At 52.9% G+C, this 19,671-nt stretch carries 19 protein-coding genes and 1 pseudogene; 9 read left to right on the top strand and 11 right to left on the bottom strand.

Going from position 1 to position 19,671, the window contains the following annotated elements:
• Positions 1–80: 80 nt before the first annotated feature.
• Together yghU and fucR are read left to right on the top strand one after the other, a co-directional pair.
• Complete coding sequence (gene yghU / locus RHN82_RS13425; RefSeq protein ID WP_023314842.1) at positions 81–947, top strand: glutathione-dependent disulfide-bond oxidoreductase; 867 nt, start codon at positions 81–83, stop codon at positions 945–947.
• A gap of 76 nt (positions 948–1,023) precedes the next feature.
• Positions 1,024–1,773: an L-fucose operon activator gene (fucR, locus tag RHN82_RS13420; RefSeq protein WP_047050733.1), complete on the top strand. Its 750-nt coding sequence runs from the start codon at positions 1,024–1,026 to the stop codon at positions 1,771–1,773.
• Positions 1,774–1,775: 2 nt separating this feature from the next.
• Here fucR and RHN82_RS13415 read toward each other — a convergent pair whose 3' ends face one another.
• A complete protein-coding gene (locus tag RHN82_RS13415) occupies positions 1,776–3,323 on the bottom strand; it encodes a methyl-accepting chemotaxis protein (RefSeq protein ID WP_047050732.1) in 1,548 nt (515 codons plus the stop codon).
• Positions 3,324–3,474: 151 nt separating this feature from the next.
• Here RHN82_RS13415 and RHN82_RS13410 point away from each other — a divergent pair, with 151 nt between their 5' ends.
• A complete protein-coding gene (locus RHN82_RS13410; RefSeq protein ID WP_017382745.1) occupies positions 3,475–4,515 on the top strand; it encodes an aldo/keto reductase in 1,041 nt (346 codons plus the stop codon).
• A 72-nt stretch (positions 4,516–4,587) separates the two neighbouring features.
• Here the strand turns inward: RHN82_RS13410 and RHN82_RS13405 are convergent, their stop codons facing one another.
• Together RHN82_RS13405 and RHN82_RS13400 are read right to left on the bottom strand one after the other, a co-directional pair.
• Positions 4,588–5,076, bottom strand: a complete 489-nt coding sequence (locus tag RHN82_RS13405; protein WP_040118109.1) for a TIGR00645 family protein — start codon at positions 5,074–5,076, stop codon at positions 4,588–4,590.
• A 43-nt stretch (positions 5,077–5,119) separates the two neighbouring features.
• A complete protein-coding gene (locus RHN82_RS13400) occupies positions 5,120–5,623 on the bottom strand; it encodes an ESA_00282 family adhesion-associated protein (protein ID WP_032673323.1) in 504 nt (167 codons plus the stop codon).
• A 102-nt stretch (positions 5,624–5,725) separates the two neighbouring features.
• Between RHN82_RS13400 and RHN82_RS13395 the strand changes: the two genes are divergently transcribed.
• Together RHN82_RS13395 and RHN82_RS13390 are read left to right on the top strand one after the other, a co-directional pair.
• Positions 5,726–6,130, top strand: a complete 405-nt coding sequence (locus RHN82_RS13395; protein WP_047050730.1) for a hypothetical protein — start codon at positions 5,726–5,728, stop codon at positions 6,128–6,130.
• 1 nt (position 6,131) lies between these two features.
• Positions 6,132–6,557: a hypothetical protein gene (locus RHN82_RS13390; protein WP_047050729.1), complete on the top strand. Its 426-nt coding sequence runs from the start codon at positions 6,132–6,134 to the stop codon at positions 6,555–6,557.
• Between the two features lie 80 nt (positions 6,558–6,637).
• On the opposite strand, the gene exbD is transcribed toward RHN82_RS13390, so the two are convergent.
• Together exbD and exbB are read right to left on the bottom strand one after the other, a co-directional pair.
• The gene (gene exbD / locus RHN82_RS13385; protein WP_001251472.1) at positions 6,638–7,063 is read right to left on the bottom strand and encodes a TonB system transport protein ExbD; all 426 of its coding nucleotides are present in this window, start codon (positions 7,061–7,063) and stop codon (positions 6,638–6,640) included.
• A gap of 4 nt (positions 7,064–7,067) precedes the next feature.
• Positions 7,068–7,799: a tol-pal system-associated acyl-CoA thioesterase gene (exbB, locus tag RHN82_RS13380; protein ID WP_003862482.1), complete on the bottom strand. Its 732-nt coding sequence runs from the start codon at positions 7,797–7,799 to the stop codon at positions 7,068–7,070.
• Between the two features lie 251 nt (positions 7,800–8,050).
• On the opposite strand from exbB, the gene metC reads away from it, so the two are divergent.
• Together metC and yghB are read left to right on the top strand one after the other, a co-directional pair.
• The gene (gene metC, locus RHN82_RS13375) at positions 8,051–9,238 is read left to right on the top strand and encodes a cystathionine beta-lyase (protein ID WP_047050727.1); all 1,188 of its coding nucleotides are present in this window, start codon (positions 8,051–8,053) and stop codon (positions 9,236–9,238) included.
• A gap of 142 nt (positions 9,239–9,380) precedes the next feature.
• The gene (yghB, locus tag RHN82_RS13370) at positions 9,381–10,040 is read left to right on the top strand and encodes a DedA family general envelope maintenance protein YghB (protein WP_006811961.1); all 660 of its coding nucleotides are present in this window, start codon (positions 9,381–9,383) and stop codon (positions 10,038–10,040) included.
• A 45-nt stretch (positions 10,041–10,085) separates the two neighbouring features.
• Here yghB and RHN82_RS13365 read toward each other — a convergent pair whose 3' ends face one another.
• On the bottom strand, positions 10,086–10,985 hold the full coding sequence (locus RHN82_RS13365) for an AraC family transcriptional regulator (protein WP_017692668.1): 900 nt from the start codon (positions 10,983–10,985) through the stop codon (positions 10,086–10,088).
• 195 nt (positions 10,986–11,180) lie between these two features.
• Here RHN82_RS13365 and yqhD point away from each other — a divergent pair, with 195 nt between their 5' ends.
• Positions 11,181–12,344, top strand: coding sequence for an alcohol dehydrogenase (gene yqhD / locus RHN82_RS13360; protein ID WP_003862492.1), 1,164 nt, complete (start codon positions 11,181–11,183; stop codon positions 12,342–12,344).
• 105 nt (positions 12,345–12,449) lie between these two features.
• Positions 12,450–13,277 carry a 2,5-didehydrogluconate reductase DkgA gene (gene dkgA, locus RHN82_RS13355; RefSeq protein WP_003862493.1) on the top strand — a complete coding sequence of 276 codons (828 nt, stop codon included), beginning with the start codon at positions 12,450–12,452 and terminating at the stop codon, positions 13,275–13,277.
• 86 nt (positions 13,278–13,363) lie between these two features.
• Here dkgA and RHN82_RS13350 read toward each other — a convergent pair.
• The 5 genes and pseudogenes from RHN82_RS13350 to RHN82_RS13330 form a co-directional block, all read right to left on the bottom strand.
• Positions 13,364–14,374, bottom strand: a pseudogene (locus tag RHN82_RS13350) (radical SAM protein); the annotation flags it as partial.
• 114 nt (positions 14,375–14,488) lie between these two features.
• Positions 14,489–14,818 carry a hypothetical protein gene (locus RHN82_RS13345; protein ID WP_000140246.1) on the bottom strand — a complete coding sequence of 110 codons (330 nt, stop codon included), beginning with the start codon at positions 14,816–14,818 and terminating at the stop codon, positions 14,489–14,491.
• A gap of 204 nt (positions 14,819–15,022) precedes the next feature.
• Positions 15,023–17,260: a hypothetical protein gene (locus RHN82_RS13340; protein WP_128753953.1), complete on the bottom strand. Its 2,238-nt coding sequence runs from the start codon at positions 17,258–17,260 to the stop codon at positions 15,023–15,025.
• Positions 17,261–17,341: 81 nt separating this feature from the next.
• A protein-coding gene (locus RHN82_RS13335; protein WP_085950818.1) for an IS3-like element ISSen4 family transposase occupies positions 17,342–18,462 on the bottom strand; the annotation gives its coding sequence in 2 pieces (ribosomal slippage) (positions 17,342–18,204 and positions 18,204–18,462; 1,122 coding nt in all).
• Positions 18,463–18,530: 68 nt separating this feature from the next.
• Positions 18,531–19,523 (bottom strand): P-loop NTPase fold protein, encoded by a 993-nt coding sequence (locus RHN82_RS13330; protein ID WP_047052744.1) that lies wholly within the window; start codon positions 19,521–19,523, stop codon positions 18,531–18,533.
• Positions 19,524–19,671 lie beyond the last annotated feature (148 nt).

The following is a 19,671-nucleotide window of genomic DNA, read 5'->3' as shown; positions in this document are numbered from 1 at the left end:
CCCATTACGCTCGCATCGTTAAACGGTTCCTGCATCTCCTGCTACACTGCCTCAACACAACACCAAAAAGGCAGGCCAACATGTCAGATAACACCTATCAGCCACCGAAAGTGTGGGAATGGAAACAGAATAACGGCGGCGCGTTCGCCAATATCAACCGTCCCGTCTCGGGCGCGACGCACGAGAAAGAGCTACCTGTGGGCGCGCACCCGCTCCAGCTGTACTCTCTCGGTACGCCGAATGGACAGAAAGTTACCATCATGCTGGAAGAGCTGCTGGCGCTGGGCGTGACGGGCGCGGAATACGACGCATGGTTGATCCGCATTGGTGAGGGCGATCAGTTCTCCAGCGGTTTTGTCGACGTGAACCCGAACTCGAAGATCCCGGCCCTGCGTGACCACTCCACCACCCCGCCGACGCGCGTCTTTGAATCCGGCAATATCCTGCTCTACCTGGCCGAGAAATTTGGTCACTTCCTGCCAAAAGATCCGGCAGGACGAACGGAAACCCTGAACTGGCTGTTCTGGTTACAGGGCGCGGCCCCGTTCCTCGGCGGCGGTTTTGGCCACTTCTATAACTACGCACCAGTGAAGATTGAGTACGCTATCGATCGCTTCACCATGGAAGCTAAACGCCTGTTCGACGTGCTGGACAAACAGCTGGCGCGCGGTCGTTACGTAGCGGGTGAGGAATATACCATTGCGGATATGGCAGTCTGGCCATGGTTTGGCTGCGTGGCGCTGGGCAGCGTGTATAACGCCGCCGAGTTCCTGGATGCCGGGAAGTACACCAACGTGCAGCGCTGGGCAAAAGATGTGGCGAATCGTCCGGCCGTTAAACGCGGGCGCATTGTTAACCGTACCAACGGCGAGCTGAACGAGCAGTTACATGAGCGTCATTCAGCAAGCGACTTCGATACCCAGACGGAAGATAAACGTCAGGCCTGATCAATGACCGGGCGGTTCGCCGCCCTTCTTCCGCGATGAGAAAAATGCGTCAGCACGCGTGCGCAAGGAGCCTCGTATGTCAGACCAGACGCTAAAAGCGACCCGACAGCAGAGCCTTATCACCCTGCTGAGTCAAAGCGACTGGCTGACTACCGATGTGCTGGCTGAAAAGCTCTCCGTCAGCAAAGAGACCATCCGCCGGGATCTGAAGTCGTTGCAGCAGCAGGGGAAGCTTCTGCGCCAGCACGGGCGCGCGCGTCTGATTCACCCGGACAGCCGCGACAGCGGTGAACCCTTTGGCGCACGCCTGAAAAGCCATTATGCCGACAAAGCCGATATTGCCCGCCACGCGCTGGGCTGGATCAGCGAAGGGATGACCATCGCCCTCGACGCCAGCTCAACCTGCTTTCATCTGGCGCGCCAGTTGCCGGACATCGACCTCACCGTATTTACCAACAGCCTGCCTATCTGCCACGAGATGGCAAAGCGCGAGCGGATCACGCTTATCTGCTCCGGCGGAACGCTTGAGCGTAAGTATCGCTGCTATGTTAATCCGGCGCTGGTGACGCAGCTAAAAGGGCTGGAGATCGATCTGTTTATCTTCTCGTGTGAAGGGGTCGATGAGCATGGCGTCCTCTGGGATCCGTCCGAGCACAACGCGGGCTTTAAGGCGCTGCTGTTAAACCGCGCCAGCCAGTCGCTGCTGCTGATCGACAAAAGTAAATTTATGCGGGCAAGCGAAGTGAAAATTGGTCAGCTGTCGCAGGTGACACAGATTATTCAGAGCGATAAACGTCAGGCCGCCAGAGACGGCCTGACACGATGAGGTTACGCGGTGAGACGGAATTTCTGCACTGAGCGCTGGAGTTCTTCGGTCTGCCGTTCCAGTGCGGCGGCGGCGGCGGAAACCTGCTCCACCAGCGAGGCGTTCTGCTGGGTCACGCCGTCCATCTGCGTGATGGCAACGCCAACCTGAGAAATTCCTTTGCTCTGCTCCTCTGACGCGGTGGCGATCTGCTTCATAATGACGGTCACTTCCGTCACGTCGCGCAGGATCGCTTCCATCGTGGTGCCGGTATCGTTCACCAGCTGCGCCCCCTGCTCCACGCGGGCAACGGAATCTGCAATCAGCCCTTCGATCTCTTTTGCCGCATTCGCGCTGCGGCTGGCCAGATTACGCACCTCACCCGCCACGACCGCAAAGCCACGCCCCTGCTCCCCGGCCCGGGCCGCTTCCACCGCGGCGTTCAGCGCCAGAATATTGGTCTGGAAGGCGATGCTGTTGATGACAGTAGTGATTTCAGCGATTTTTTTCGAGCTGTCCGAAATGCCGCTCATGGTCGTAACCACATCTTCCACCAGCGACCCGCCGCGGCTGGCCGTGCTGGAGGCGACATCCGCAAGCTGGCTGGCCTGACGCGCGCTTTCGGCGTTCAGCTTCACCGTTGCGGTTAGCTGCTCCATGCTGGCCGCGGTCTCTTCCAGCGCGGCGGCCTGCTCTTCGGTACGCGAAGAGAGATCGTTATTCCCGCTGGAGATCTCCGTTGCCCCGCGCCAGATATTCTCGCTGCCGGAACGAATCGTGCTGACCGCTTCCCGCAGGCTGTCCTGCATGGCGCTCAGCAGCGGCACCAGTTGCCCCACGCAGTTGCGGCCCAAAGATTCAATCGGCTGGCTGAGATCGCCCTGCGCAATCTGGCGGAACTGCTGACGGATACGATCCAGCGGTTTTACCAGTATCGCCACCAGGTAGCGGTCGGTGAACAGCAGGATCAGCAGACCCACGATCGTGGCGGTGATAATCACCGTCCGGGTCATGCTGGTGAGGCCGTCGACCACCACGCGCGTGCTGTCGAGCGCCTTCGCCGCGGTGTTGTTAAAGTTCTCAGCCGCTGACCCGAATGCACGGCTTAGCGGCGGCGTGACGTTGTTAGCATGCTGACGATAGCCTTCGAGCGTCGCCTGCTTCGCCTGCGCCATCTGCGGCGTCACGCCCCGATCGAGCAGCGCCTGCCAGGTGGAAATCACCTGCGCAGACACCTTTTCATCCATCGGGCCCGGGGAGATAGCTTTCATCTCTGCCAGCTTTTTACTCATGTTATCCAGCGCCTGCTGAGCAGGAGCCAGGTCCGGCGTGCCGCCCGCCGCTTTAACTTCCATTGCCCGGCTCAGGCGGGTGACGAAACGGAAATACTGATCGTTGCCCTGGCTCAGCACCGTCATTTGCCGGACCAGCTGGCGGTCAACGTCATTACCATCAGAAACACGAGACAGAGACCAGGTGCTGTAAAGCCCCACGCCTGCCCACATGACACAAAAGATCCCCAGTATCGTCAGCATGACGAAACGGATGGTGAAATTACGAAGCATCTTCATTGATTATTCCTTGCCGTGAGGGTGAATTCGCCCAGAGGCGAGTACTTCCCTCGTTATCGGCAGATACCGCAGAAAATATACTTTTTTGTTATCGAGTCAGCATAGAATGAAAACGTTGTTTCGAAAATTCACCGACAAGAAAGGAGACATCATGTCCTGGCACCCTTACACCGGCCGATACGAAAACATGCAGTACCGATACTGCGGCAAAAGCGGCCTGCGCTTACCGGCACTGTCGCTGGGCCTGTGGCACAGCTTCGGTCACGTTCAGCCGCTCGATTCCCAGCGCGCGCTATTGCGTAAGGCCTTCGATCTCGGCATTACCCACTTTGACCTTGCCAACAACTACGGCCCCCCTCCGGGCAGCGCTGAAGAGAATTTTGGCCGTCTGCTGCGGGAGGATTTTGCCGGGTATCGTGACGAGCTGATCATCTCCACCAAAGCGGGCTACGACATGTGGCCAGGACCGTATGGTTCGGGCGGTTCACGTAAATACCTGCTCGCCAGCCTCGACCAGAGCCTGAAACGCATGGGTGTGGAGTATGTGGATATTTTCTATTCTCACCGCGTAGACGAAAACACGCCGATGGAAGAGACCGCCGCCGCGCTGGCGCACGCGGTGCAGAGCGGAAAAGCGCTGTACGTCGGCATTTCGTCCTACTCCACGGAACGCACGGCGGTAATGGCCGAATTGCTGCGCGAGTGGAAGATCCCGCTTTTGATTCACCAGCCGTCTTACAACCTGCTTAACCGCTGGGTCGACAAGACCGGCCTTCTGGACGCGCTGGAGAAAAACGGAACGGGTTGTATCGCCTTTACCCCGCTGGCACAGGGCCTGCTCACCGGAAAATACCTGAACGGTATTCCGGACGGTTCACGTATGCAGCGCGAAGGGAAAAAAGTGCGCGGCCTGACGGAGAAAATGCTAACGGAAGCCAACCTGAGCAGCCTTCGTCTGCTGAACGAGATGGCGCACGCGCGCGGGCAGACGATGGCGCAGATGGCGCTAAGCTGGCTGTTGAAAGATGAGCGTGTAACGTCGGTGCTGATTGGCGCGAGCCGTCCGGAGCAGCTGGAAGAGAACGTTCAGGCGCTGAATAACCTGCGCTTTAGCGAAGATGAACTGACGCGGATTGACCAGCACGTTGCGGATGGTGAGCTGAATTTGTGGCAGGCGTCGTCGGATAAATAAATAGTGCGGCCTGCTGCCCTCACCCCGGCCCTCTCCCACAGGGAGAGGGTTAGGGTGAGGGGCATGGTGAATTTATTTCTTACTGATCTTATCCAGATACCCCATCACAAACGCCGACAGCACAAACGTCAGGTGGATAATCACATACCACATCAGCTTATTATCCGGGACGTTTTTCGCGTCCATAAAGACGCGTAACAGGTGTATAGACGAAATCGCCACAATCGACGCCGCGACTTTATTCTTCAGCGATGAGGCATCCATTTTCCCCAGCCAGTTGAGCTTTTCTTTGTGCTCGGCGATATCAAGCTGAGAGACGAAATTCTCATAACCGGAGAACATCACCATCACCAGTAATCCCCCCACCAGCGTCATATCCACCAGCGACAGCAGGACCAGAATCAAATCGGCTTCTGCCACGGAGAAAATGTTTGGCAGGACGTGGAATATCTCCTGGAAGAACTTGATCGTCAGGGCGATCAGCGCCAGGGAGAGACCAAAATAGACGGGTGCGAGCAGCCAGCGAGAGGCATACATTGCGTTTTCAAAGAAGCGTTCCATAAAATCCTGTCTGCAAACGAAACCAGCGCTGAGTATATCTCAACTATACCTCGTTGGGATCCACATCCGGACGCGCATACTCCGGCCAGACCAGCGCGACCAGTTCCGGGTAGGCTTCCAGGCTAAACTCGCGAAAACACTGGCGCAGATTTAATACGTCTAAATCGGAGTACGACACCTTCTCGCCATTCAGACAGCGCTTTTTGATATTGTCGTAATATTTATAGACCGCCGAATTAAGGTCGCTACAACGGCGCTGCGCGTCGAACAGGCCGGGCGTATCATTAATTTCGGCCATTTTCATTCGCTTAATTGTCGCATGGAGAAAATCGATATATTCGTGATTCACTCGCCAGTACCAGACCGGCGTCACGGCGTTCATCAATACGGAGAAATGATCTTCCCCCTCCTCTTTCGACATCAATTCAGGCTGCGGCGGTTCACTGGCGTCTTTTGACGCTTTCGTTTTATTGAACTCTTGCATCAATAAAAGCACGCCAGCGGTCAGTAATAGTAACGTTATGACCGTGAAGAAAATGCTGTTCATGGGTAGGCTCCATTTTTTTTGATTTTAAAATTGCCTCATGATATTGTCAACGAATCTCACCCTTTTTCCAACCCCACCCTTTTGAAATTAAAGGAAATTAAAATGCTGCCCGACAATATTGTCCCGGCAAAGTACCACATTACGCCTGTGGAACAGCCTTCGACGGAAGCAGATAAAGAGGCGAATTTCACTCAAGGAAAAAGAAAACTCTCCGACTATGAAGCCGATATATTAATTGGTGTATCGCGCACCGGCAAATCCCGTAATATGGTGCTGGAAGAGCACGATCGCCATTTAAAAGAGCGTTTATTTCGCGCCATCAAGATTGAAGCCTTAGTTCATCTGCTGAATGATTTACAGGCCGAAGGGGAAATAGACGCCCAGACGCTAAGTCAAATAATGGCCGCGAAAACGCAGCAAATAAATGAAGCTGGCAATGAAATTTGGCTTAATTTAATTACGCGTGAAAAAAACAATCCCATTTTTTATAACCTGGGGGAAGATTAACGTGAATGATGATAGCGGTAATAACGTTTATTTGACTTTGGATGATAAGAAAAGCGATGAATTTATCTTAAAGCAGAATCTCGACGCCCTGAAAAAGATAAAAAATGACGAGATGACGCGAATTACGCAGGATTTGGTTTCGATTCCGGCCACGCTGGTGCGCCTGAAATGGCAGAACCGTCGGGAGATTTACGCCTTGCAGGCCAAGGAGGAGATTTACGGCGCGGTGATGAACGCCATTATTGAGCAGCGCCCTGAGCTTAAGGAGAAGATCCTCGGGCGACTGGAGGCGAACTATCAGTACCTGCTGGCACGCGAGACAGCCACCCTGCGCCTGACCCGGAAACTCTCGGAAGGTCATTACCGTACTTCAAACGTGACCTGTGTAGCGCTTGATGAAGAGGTGCCGACGGCGCCTTCAGTGTGAGCCAACAATGATTGTTGCGGAATGCAGGCCGGGTAAGGCGACGCCGCCACCCGGCAGGGAAGGCGGCAAAAGCCTTCGTTTTACTTCGCGGCCGCTTTCTCTTCGCCGACCAGACCAATCTTCAGGTATCCCGCCTGATGCAGCGTGTCCATTACCTTCATCATGGTTTCATAATCGACGGTTTTATCCGCGCGGAAGAAGACGGTGGTGTCTTTCTTGCCGCCGGTGAGCTGGTCCAGCGCCGGAATAACCGAGGCATCCGTTACCGGATCGTTGCCCAGGAACATGGACTTATCGGCCTTCACGGACAGGTAGATAGGTTTTTCCGGACGCGGCTGCGGCTGGCTGGAGGACGCAGGCAGATTCACCTTCACGTCCACCGTCGCCAGCGGCGCGGCAACCATAAAGATAATCAGCAGAACCAGCATGACGTCGATAAACGGCGTCACGTTGATCTCATGCATTTCACCGTTATCGTCCAGATTTTCATTAAGACGCATTGCCATACAATCAACCTACGCGCAGTTTGGACGCCGCATGAACCGGTTTAACGGCGCTGGCGTTCAGGTCCAGATCGCGGCTTTGCAGCAGCAGAACCTGCGCGGCAACGTCACCCAGTGTGGCTTTGTAACTGCCAATCATGCGCGCGAAGATGTTATAGATAACAACCGCCGGGATAGCGGCAACCAGACCGATAGCCGTGGCCAGCAGCGCTTCTGCGATACCTGGCGCGACGACCGCAAGGTTAGTGGTCTGCGTCTGGGCGATACCGATAAAGCTGTTCATGATGCCCCAGACGGTACCGAACAGGCCGACGAACGGGGAGATAGCGCCGATAGTCGCCAGATAGCCGTTACCGCGGCCCATATGACGACCCACGGCCGCAACGCGACGCTCCAGACGGAAGCCGGTACGCTCTTTAATGCCTTCGTTATCTTCACTGCCTGCGGAGAGTTCCAGCTCGTTCTGCGCTTCGTTCACTAACAGGGTAGTCAGGCTTTTCGCATGGAAGGATGAAGTGATATCAGAAGCCTGATCCAGAGAGCGGGCTTCCGCCAGCTGCTTCTGCTCACGCTTGAGGCGGCGTTTTTGTGAAAGAAGTTCGGCGCTCTTGCTGAAGAAGATAGCCCAGGTGATCACGGACGCCAGAATCAGGCCGATCATCACAATCTTAACTACGATGTCAGCATGTTGATACATGCCCCAAACGGAGAGATCCGTCTGCATCAAATTATTACCCACTCTGTATCTCCAGGACGCAAATCACAAAATCTGAACGTAATAATATCAAAACGTCGTCGAATTGATAGTAGTTCTCATTAGTATTTACATAGTGCCGTAATTTTCGCTCACTTTCCTTGCGCTTACGCAGTAAAAATTTCTTATGCGAATTTTTGATAATATTTTCTGCTTATTCGATAAGCATCCGGATGCACATTCTGACAATCGTGGTAGTCTGGACGTCCAGACGTATAAAAATAGGGTTAGCGAACATGACTAAAAAGCAGCTTGAGACCACGCTGGTGCAGGCAGGACGCAGTAAGAAATACACACAGGGCTCGGTCAACAGCGTCATCCAACGCGCCTCCTCGCTGGTGTTTGATACCGTTGAAGATAAAAAAATCGCCACGCGTAATCGCGCGAAGGGCGGGCTGTTTTACGGTCGTCGTGGCACGTTAACCCATTTCTCGTTGCAGGAAGCCATGTGCGAACTGGAGGGCGGCGCGGGCTGCGCGCTGTTCCCGTGCGGCGCGGCGGCGGTCGCCAATACCATTCTGGCGTTTGTGGAACAGGGTGACCACGTCCTGATGACCAATACCGCCTACGAGCCAAGCCAGGACTTCTGCACCAAAATACTCAGCAAGCTCGGCGTCACCACCAGCTGGTTCGATCCGCTGATTGGGTCCAGTATTGCCGGGCTTATTCAGCCCAACACGCGCGTTGTGTTCCTGGAATCTCCCGGCTCCATCACCATGGAAGTGCATGACGTCCCGGCCATCGTGAAGGCGGTGCGCAGCATAGCGCCGGAAGCGATCATCATGATCGACAACACCTGGGCGGCAGGTGTGCTGTTTAAAGCCCTGGAATTTGACATCGATATCTCCATTCAGGCGGCGACCAAATACCTGATTGGCCATTCCGACGGCATGATCGGTACGGCGGTATCTAACGCCCGCTGCTGGGATCAATTGCGTGAAAACGCCTACCTGATGGGCCAGATGGTGGATGCCGATACCGCCTACATGACCAGCCGGGGCATCCGTACGCTCGGCGTGCGTCTGCGCCAGCATCACGAAAGCAGCCTGCAAATTGCACAGTGGCTGGCGCTGCATCCGCAGGTGGAGCGCGTTAACCATCCGGCGCTGCCGGGCAGCAAGGGCCACGAATACTGGCAACGTGACTTTACGGGCAGCAGCGGGCTGTTCTCATTTGTTCTTAAAAAGCGCCTGAATGACGCCGAACTGGCAAGCTATCTGGATAACTTTACCCTCTTCAGCATGGCCTATTCATGGGGTGGGTTTGAATCGCTGATCCTGCCCAATCAGCCGGAGCAGATTGCGGCCCTGCGCCCGGGCGGCGAGGTGGACTTCGAGGGGACCTTAATCCGCCTGCATATCGGGCTGGAAAATGTGGACGATTTAATTGCGGATTTATCGGCAGGATTTGAGCGCATCGTGTAAAGTGCTGGCTGAAATGTACTCCCCGGACGCAATTCTGAACACCGCAAGCAGAAAAGTCTGTATGAGATGCGCCTGCGATCAACCCCGACAGGCAAAATTGGGAGTACAATAGCGTTATATCTGCTGTTCCACAGGAAAGTCCATGGCTGTTATTCAAAATATCATCACGGCGCTCTGGCAACACGATTTTGCCGCGCTGGCGGACCCGCATGTCGTCGGGATTGTCTATTTCGTGATGTTCGCGACGCTGTTTCTGGAAAATGGATTACTGCCAGCCTCATTTTTACCCGGTGACAGCCTGCTCCTGCTCGCGGGGGCGTTAATCGGCAAGGGCGTGATGGACTTCGCACCGACAATGGTGATCCTCACCTCTGCGGCCAGTCTCGGCTGTTGGCTGAGTTACCTGCAAGGGCGCTGGCTTGGAAACACCCGCGTGGTGAAAGGCTGGCTGGCGCAGCTGCCGCATAAATATCACCAGCGCGCGACCTGCATGTTTGACCGCCACGGCCTGCTGGCGTTACTTGCCGGGCGTTTTCTGGCGTTTGTTCGCACCCTGTTGCCTACCATGGCGGGTATTTCAGGCCTCTCTAACCGCCGCTTCCAGTTCTTCAACTGGCTGAGCGCCCTGCTCTGGGTGGGCGTGGTCACCACGCTCGGCTACGCGCTGAATATGATCCCCTTTGTTAAGCACCATGAAGACCAGGTGATGACTTTCCTGATGATCCTGCCGATTTTCCTGCTGGTTGCAGGGCTGGTGGGTACCATTGCGGTGGTGATTAAGAAAAAGTATTGCAGCGCATAAACATAAGCCGGGTGACGCTACCGCTTACCCGGCCTCCGTTTCCCCTCACGCTCCCTGTATGGTTCTTATACGTGACGCATCTTCCCCCGGCGTGACGCCGAAGTAACGCTTAAACTCCCGACTAAACTGCGACGCGCTTTCATACCCGACCCGCATCGCCGCGGCGCTGGCCTTCATGCCATCGTGGATCATCAGCATCCGCGCCTTATGCAGACGGTAGGTTTTGAGGTACTGCAACGGCGACGTGCTGGTGACGGATTTAAAGTTATGGTGAAACGCCGAGACGCTCATATTGGCTTCCGCCGCCAGCTGGTCAACGCTGAGGTTTTCCGTGTACTGGCTCTCGATGCGCTTCAGCACGCGGCTAATCAGGCTGAAGTGCGTTTGCCGGCTTACCAGCGCCAGCAGCGCCCCGCCGCCCGGTCCCAGCAGCACATGGTAAAGAATTTCGCGGATAATCTGTTTTCCGAGAATACGTGCATCCAGCGGCCTTTCCATCACGTCTAACAGGCGTTCAATCGCGCAGAGAATTTCCTCCGACAGGGTCGCGGAGTTGATACCGCTTGCCGCCATCGATGGCCGGAAAAGTTCGTCCTCCCCAATCTCCATCAGCAGCTCCTGCAACTGGAGGATGTCGACGTTGACGCGGATCCCGGCCAGCGGTACCTCCTCTGTCGCGAAAGTTTCACATTCGAAGGGTAAAGGTACTGTCAGAAGCAGATATTCATTGGTGTCGTAACGGAACACGCGCTCATTGATATAGCCAATCTTATGGCCAGAAAAGAGAAACACGATGCCGGGCTGATACATCACCGGGGTGCGCGTCCCGGGCTGGGTACCGTACAGCAATCGGATATCCGGCAGCAGCTCAGCCGAATCATTTCCGTTATCTATCAGTCTTTTAATCTGCGACGTTAGCTGGCGGCAGATGGCATCACGGTTCATTTTCAGTTACTCCGGGTACGGTTTCCGACGCTGACAGTGTGCGCATTTTCTTACCGTTTCTCCAGCGCGCTGTAGAAATGGGCAAGACATCGGCAGGAATGTGCATTGAGAGGATAGCGCCTGCCCGCCACAATGAGCAGCATCAGGTTGCCTTCTGCGCCACCACGATTTTTTACCCACTACAGGGAACAAGCCATGAACAACTTTAATCTTCACACCCCAACCCGCATTCTTTTTGGTAAAAACGCTATCGCTGACCTGCGCGCGCAAATCCCGACGGACGCCCGCGTCCTGATTACCTACGGCGGCGGCAGCGTGAAAAAAACCGGCGTACTGGATCAGGTGTACAGCGCTCTGGAAGGCCTGGACGTGCGCGAGTTCGGCGGTATCGAGCCTAACCCGTCTTATGAAACGCTGATGAATGCGGTAAAAATCGCCCGTGAGGAGCAGATCACCTTCCTGCTGGCGGTGGGCGGCGGTTCCGTGCTGGACGGCACCAAATTCATCGCGGCGGCGGCGCATTACGCTGACGGCATCGACCCGTGGCATATTCTGGAAACGGGCGGCAGCGACATCAGCAGTGCGATCCCGATGGGCTCCGTGCTGACGCTGCCGGCCACCGGTTCTGAGTCCAACAAAGGCGCGGTCATCTCCCGTAAAACCACCGGTGACAAGCAGGCCTTTATGAACGAACACGTTCAGCCCGTGTTCGCGATCCTCGATCCGGTTTACACCTATACCCTGCCTGCGCGTCAGGTGGCGAACGGCGTGGTCGACGCCTTTGTTCACACCGTTGAGCAGTACGTCACTTACCCGGTGAACGCCAAAATTCAGGATCGGTTCGCGGAAGGCATTCTGCTGACGCTGATTGAAGAAGGTCCGAAAGCGCTGAAAGAGCCTGAAAACTACGACGTGCGTGCCAACGTGATGTGGGCTGCCACCCAGGCGCTGAACGGCCTGATCGGCGCAGGCGTGCCGCAGGACTGGGCTACCCACATGCTCGGCCACGAGCTGACGGCGATGCACGGCCTGGATCACGCCCAGACGCTGGCGGTGGTTCTGCCTGCGCTGTGGAACGAAAAACGTGACGCTAAACGCGCCAAACTGCTCCAGTACGCCGAACGCGTGTGGAACATCACCGACGGTTCCGACGATGCGCGTATCGATGCCGCGATTGAAGCCACCCGTCACTTCTTTGAAAGCCTGGGCGTGCCAACGCGTCTCTCTGGCTACGGCCTGGACGGCAGCTCTATCCCTGCCCTGCTGGCGAAACTGGAAGCACACGGCATGACGCAGATCGGCGAGCATGGCGACATCACCCTGGACGTCAGCCGTCGCATTTACGAAGCGGCACGCTAAGCGTTTTTAGGTTCCTGACTTTCGTTTTTTGACATTTCGTCCAGACTTAATGCACATCACATCGTCGGAGGTTCCCTCCGGCGATGAGCACCTTAAGGAGGAAAAATGGCAAACCAAACCGTAATCAAGCTACAGGACGGCAACGTGATGCCCCAGCTGGGGCTAGGTGTATGGAAAGCCGGTAACGACGAGGTCGTCTCCGCCATTCATAAAGCTCTGGAAGTCGGTTATCGGTCTATCGATACCGCCGCCGCCTATAAAAACGAGGACGGCGTGGGAAAAGCGCTTGCCAGCGCTGGCGTTCCCCGGGATGAGCTGTTCATCACCACCAAGCTGTGGAACGACGATCAAAAGCGTCCCCGCGAAGCGTTGCAGGAGAGTCTGGAGAAACTCCAGCTCGATTTCGTCGATCTTTATCTCATGCACTGGCCGGTACCGGCTATCGACCATTACGTTGATGCCTGGAAGGGGATGATTGAACTGCAAAAAGAGGGGCTGATAAAAAGCATCGGCGTCTGTAATTTCCAGGTTCATCATCTGCAACGCCTGATTGATGAAACGGGCGTCGCGCCGGTGATTAACCAGATTGAGCTGCATCCGCTGATGCAGCAGCGCCAGCTTCATTCATGGAACGCCACGCACAAGATCCAGACCGAATCCTGGAGCCCGCTGGCCCAGGGCGGTGAAGGGGTGTTTGACCAGAAAATCATCCGTGAACTGGCGGATAAGTACGGTAAAACCCCGGCGCAGATCGTCATTCGCTGGCATCTGGATAGCGGTCTGGTGGTGATCCCGAAATCGGTCACGCCATCGCGTATCGCCGAGAACTTCGACGTCTGGGATTTCCGCCTGGATAAAGACGAGCTGGGTGAAATTGCGAAGCTGGATCAGGGCAAACGGCTTGGGCCGGACCCGGATCAGTTTGGCGGGTGATCCCCTCACCCTGCCCTCTCCCCGGAGGGGAGAGGGTTAGACCTGTAGGCCCGGTAAGCGCAGCGCCACCGGGCATTGTTACAGGTTTAACCGGTCTTACGTTTTACGTTCTTCTTCGTTCCCGTACCACCGTTCGAACGCTGATGCGCAATCGGCGTGTGCTTGGTCAGTGCCGGGCGCGTGTTGCGGTTCTGGCGGCGCGCTTCGCGCATCTCTTCCAGCGTTGGCGCAGGCACCAGGCAATCACGACGCGAGCCGATCAGGTGCTTTTTCCCCATCTCTTCCAGCGCCTGACGGATCAGCGGCCAGTTTTTCGGATCGTGATAGCGCAGCAGCGCTTTATGCAGACGGCGCTGTTTATCCCCTTTCGGCACCACCACGTCTTCGCTCTTATAACCAATCTTACTCAGCGGGTTTTTGCCGGTGTAATACATGGTCGTCGAGTTGGCGAGCGGCGACGGGTAGAAGTTCTGCACCTGATCCAGACGGAATCGACGCTGCTTCAGCCACAGCGCCAGATTCACCATGTCTTCATCACGGGTGCCGGGGTGTGCGGAGATGAAGTATGGGATCAGATACTGCTCTTTCCCCGCCTGTTTTGAATAGGTATCAAACAGCTGTTTAAAGCGGTCATAGCTGCCCATGCCCGGCTTCATCATTTTGGACAGCGGGCCCTCTTCGGTGTGCTCCGGGGCGATCTTCAGATAACCGCCAACGTGGTGCGTCGCCAGCTCTTTGATGTAGCGCGGATCTTCCACCGCAATGTCGTAACGCACGCCGGAGGCGATCAGGATCTTCTTGATGCCTTTCAGGTCACGGGCGCGACGGTAAAGATTGATAGTCGGCTCGTGGTTGGTGTCCATATGCTCGCAAATGCTCGGATAGACGCAGGAGAGACGACGGCAGGTCTGCTCGGCGCGCGGCGATTTACAGCGCAGCATGTACATGTTGGCCGTTGGGCCACCCAGATCGGAGATCACGCCGGTAAAGCCCGGCACCGTGTCGCGAATCGCTTCGATCTCGTTAACAATCGACTCTTCGGAACGGCTCTGAATAATACGGCCTTCGTGTTCGGTGATCGAACAGAATGAGCACCCTATAATTCTGATCATTTAGAAATTTTTTTGCGTTTAAAATCAATGAATTGAAAGATTTCATTTTTCTAAGTCTGATAAAACAGATGAAAACCCAACTGACTATACTCATAAAACTCAATCTTTGCGCTGCTGTACGATACCAGTAATTACAGGTGCCGAGTTTAACATCATGAAAAGTAGCCCAATAATGAATGACGCAACGCCAGCTGCGGTGCCTAACTTCTGACTGAACACCATTGAAACAAAGTACATATTTGGGATAAAAACGGACATAGCAATCACGAAAAGTAACTTATTCAGATAATTATTTATTCGGGTCTTAACCTCAACTCTATCATAAAAAGCCATCGAAACGTAAGCAGTTATCAGTGAATAAAAAGACCATGTCATATAGTTAACCGATTCATTAAATGCCTCTCGCAAAAGCAAAGCACTTTCTGTCATTCCCTACCTCATTAAATCAATAGAAAATAAATCTGAATAATTTATTTTTAAAAGAAAAGAACACAACATAACTTCAGTAGTTATGATTAATCCCTGAATGATTATTTCTTAGCAAGATATAACATGCTTAATGTATATCAGGCAATAAAAAAACTCCCAAAGACCACCGCTGTGGTCTTCAGGTATAGGATTTAAAGAACGAACTCAGTCCGGAAACGTATCACTATCTTCTGTAACGTCCGCTTTCTCTGGTAACATTCTGTTTTTAATATACTGTGAATTCCTGCAGATGAGAGGAAAAATCTCCGAGTTATTCATTATACAACTCGTTGCCGTACGGGCGTCCTCCGGAGACCATGATGAAAATGAAAACGTCTGACGGTCAAGCCATTGAGACAATAATACATTATCAACAGAAGCGCTAAACAGCGCCGCAATAGCCCTGCGTTCAACGGCCTTCTCAGGTTCAATAAACGACAACTCATTATGAAAACGGGTAATAATCGCAATACGGCTGTCAATACGAATATGTCTTTCAAGTAAGACATCGTGCAACTCATCAAGTACAGTCTCTCTCTGGGTATCGTCGAGGCAAGACCACAGAAAATGAATGTTCTCGGCATTTGTGACAACGTCTGGCTCTGCATCACGGAACCATGATGCAAAGATACCCACACTACCTTCCATCCGGATATGCTGCCCCTGAAGTTGCATTTGTTCAAGGATAAAGCGCATGTTCACAGGAAGAACCGTAAAACACTCAATAAGCCTTTCAGAAGAACTAAATACTCCACATGCCAGGGCGTTCAGCTTTTTCTTCAAAATATCAAACTGCTCACCTGACTGATATACGTCATGGAGAAATACTGGACCCATAGCATTCACATCAGACTCAATTATTTTCTCTGACAGTGCTTTTTGACGCTCTCGCACAAATATTAAAAGAGAGGTTGCATTTGTAGCTTCTTTGATGACGTCATACTGACCTTTAACAAAGCTCAGGACAGGTATATTCACCAGAAGACCTAAATCAACAATCCTGCCAACAGCATTTTTGATGTACGGCAGAACATTTTTATCCTTAAGTGCTATAAAGATACTCTCGGCAGTACGTAGATAACGAAGATATGCAGCCAAAGCCAGGTCAAACCGTTCCTCACCAATATGTTCACTGTACGACTCGATACCGGCATAGTTACCATGGAGCACCATGTGAGCAACAGCCTGTGCAGCAAATTCCGCAGGGAAGAGATTCCTCGTCGCCGTATTATTAAGATAATATTGATTTAAAACATTATTATTCCAGTCCGGGCTCAGAACAATTTTTCTGAAATGGATAACGTCCTCAACAACCTGACGATTTTTAAGCGTCATTATTGCAGAGCTAACCTGAGCCCCACCTGTACCATCATTCTTTCCAATTACGTTCTGTACCGCCTTCGATGCAATATTGATATGCCGGATAATTCCCGGATTAAAAAGGTCTATCTGAGGTTGCTCAGCTCCATAGCGTAACATCTCCTCCCGACCGTGATTTCCGATATCTAGTGTGCCAATTTTCAGGTTTGACAAGGTCTCTTCATTATTGACAAGGTATTCCACATAAAATACGCCATCTACAAAATTCTCCATTTTATTCAGTAGTGATTCACCGGCCAGAACAGAGTATGAATCAGCTTCCTGCAGCAACGTCTTCGTGGATTCAGCCTCCAATTTTTCTGAATCCTGAATTTCATCAAGTTTACTCACAATAAACGATATTTGCCTTTCGACGAAAGGCTCTAGGCTTATCCGCCCGTCAGCCATCAGTTTCTGCAGACTCAATACGAAACCTTCATCATTCTTTTCTCTGAGTGAAACAGCATAACTCTGATTCAGCATTTGCACTGCGACTTTGAGTTGCGGTTCGGCGAGAGCCTGACACTTCTCATCCATCCGGCTATAAGAAACCAGCCAGTCTCGCATCTGAATATGTGGTGCCACTCGCTGCCATGCTTCAGCGAAACCCCACAAGGCCGTCAGTTCTTCAAGCCGTGGGATATTTATAGCACCAATCGCGTCTTTAAGAGGCGTATCAAGCAACTCGCTCCTGGCAAGCTCCACCGTGGACTGATAGTGGATGCTCATCAGAAATTCGCTCCATCTTTCTGTATCGTTATTAAAAATTCGGGATATTTGTTGATAAGTTAGCGAGAGCATCTCGTCAAAATCATCCGGAGCAATACCGGGTTCGGTCTGACTAGCTTTGGGATCGCGAAGTAATACTTTAATATCTCGCTCCCCGTATCTGACCACCAGTAAGTAGAGAGCAATAAGAATATGGCGATGATCTTCTGTTGCAGGAACGGTAAGGTTCAGAATATGAATATCATTAACAAACTTCTTCATTAATCGCGGTGTGATACGAGGATACTCAGAGGGTTTCCAGCGCTCAAGCAACACCGTTGCTTCCCGGCACGCTATCCCTGCATCCTCATTTACTGTTTCTTTCCAGTGACCTGCCCCCACGATTAGATACAACACTCAGTTAGTAACGTCGGAATCTTCATTCTCAGAATGACCCTTTCTCCAGCCCGCTGCAAATTCAGACGGTGTCTGATAATTCAGCGTGGAGTGCGGGCGGCATTCGTTATAATCCTGCCGCCAGTCATTAATAATTTTCCTGGCATGAACGATATCGCTGAACCAGTGCTCATTCAAACATTCATCGCGAAATCGTCCGTTAAAGCTCTCAATAAATCCGTTCTGCGTTGGCTTGCCCGGCTGGATTAAGCGCAACTCAACACCATGCTCAAAGGCCCATTGATCCAGTGCACGGCAAGTGAACTCCGGCCCCTGGTCAGTTCTTATCGTCGCCGGATAGCCTCGAAACAGTGCAATGCTGTCCAGAATACGCGTGACCTGAACGCCTGAAATCCCAAAGGCAACAGTGACCGTCAGGCATTCCTTTGTGAAATCATCGACGCAGGTAAGACACTTGATCCTGCGACCGGTGGAAAGTGCGTCCATGACGAAATCCATCGACCAGGTCAGATTGGGCGCCGCCGGACGGAGCAGCGGCAGACGTTCTGTTGCCAGCCCTTTACGACGTCTTCTGCGTTTTACGCCCAGGCCACTGAGGTGATAAAGCCGGTACACGCGCTTATGATTAACATGAAGCCCTTCACGGCGCAGCAACTGCCAAATACGACGGTAGCCAAAACGCCTGCGCTCCAGTGCCAGCTCAGTGATGCGCCCTGATAAATGCGCATCAGCAGCCGGACGGTGAGCCTCATAGCGGCAGGTCGACAGGGATAAACCTGTAAGCCTGCAGGCACGACGTTGCGACAGACCGGTCGCATCACACATCAACATCACGGCTTCCCGCTTCTGGTCTGTCGTCAGTACTTTCGCCCAAGAGCCACCTGAAGCGCCTCTTTATCCAGCATGGCTTCGGCAAGCAGCTTCTTGAGTCTGGTGTTCTCTTCCTCAAGCGACTTCAGGCGCTTAACTTCAGGCACCTCCATACCGCCATACTTCTTACGCCAGGTGTAAAACGTGGCATCGGAAATGGCATGCTTGCGGCAGAGTTCACGGGCGGGTACCCCAGCTTCGGCTTCGCGGAGAATACTGATGATCTGTTCGTCGGAAAAACGCTTCTTCATGGGGATGTCCTCATGTGGCTTATGAAGACATTACTAACATCGGGGTGTACTAATCAACGGGGAGCAGGTCACCAGTACTGCCTTAACGCTTCCTGCCATCCTGCCGAAATAAGAGGAGGAACCTGAAAACTTACAGGAATCCGCTTTGCAATAAACTCACGCCCGCTGAAACCCGCCACAGAAAGTGAGGCTGAAACCTGTCTTGCCGAATAGGGCACCACTATCCTGAAGTGTTCATGAGTGGCTCCGGCAATAAGCTCCATATCACTCCAGAGCTCTTTCACTTTGTCTGCACTGATTCGGTCCAGATTATCAATGATAAGGATGAAGCGATCTCCATGGGAAATGACCTCTTTGGAGGTAAATCCCTGCAGAGCTTCAGCCAGCTCAATAGCTCCGACCTCCTTATTAACTAGCCAAGTCTCTTCAATCCTGTCAGTACTGTTGCGTTTGAACAAATCACCAATACTCGAATACCCTTTCTTTCTGTACCATTCCATGTTCTGCAGGCATGCCAGTCCTGCGACCATAATGGCAGGAGAAAGAAACGCGGCCACCTCAACATAAAAAAGCCACCCTAATAATGACTCCTTGTTAGTAAAATATTGATTAAGGTCTGTTAGCACATAACGAAGCATCTGCACGGAAAGCAATGACAGTAAAATAAAAACGACGGTCAACCAGCTTAGCCTGCTGCTGACCCTCTTGTCGTATTCAACGATGTTACCCAGAGCCAGATTTTTATACTTATCCAACACATCCCGGGAGCCCGGACATTGTAGGCTGACCCCGTGGTGGATGACATCGATAAGCGCTTTTTTAGTTGAGCCATGATGGTAACGTTCTGCATCAAAGTTAATGAACGTAAAATCATCTTTAAGCTTTTTCTGCAGGAACTTCAATATTGTTGACTTACCTGAACCCAGCTCACCTTCCAGACCAATAATATTGACATCAGGTGTCCTGATGATCTGAGCCACATTCTCTGCAACTTTTTCATGACTGCTGCCTCTAAACATATCCTGGTCAGCGGGTGATTCCGTCTGCAATCGTAGAGTCATTCAGCAATTTCCTTCGTTATAACGTAAGATTCTTTCACTATTAGACACAGTACAGAGCCCACAGCAACCAAATGACTGCAGCCGGGGCAGTTTAGTTTTAAGCATGCATAAGCCGATTTCGATGGAATCCCTTTCACACAATAATATT

It is taken from the genome of Enterobacter cloacae complex sp. EB5 (genome assembly GCF_031432835.1).
GTDB lineage: Bacteria > Pseudomonadota > Gammaproteobacteria > Enterobacterales > Enterobacteriaceae > Enterobacter > Enterobacter hormaechei_C.
Note: the sequence above shows the minus strand (reverse complement) of the source record. Positions and strands in the feature narration are given on the sequence as shown.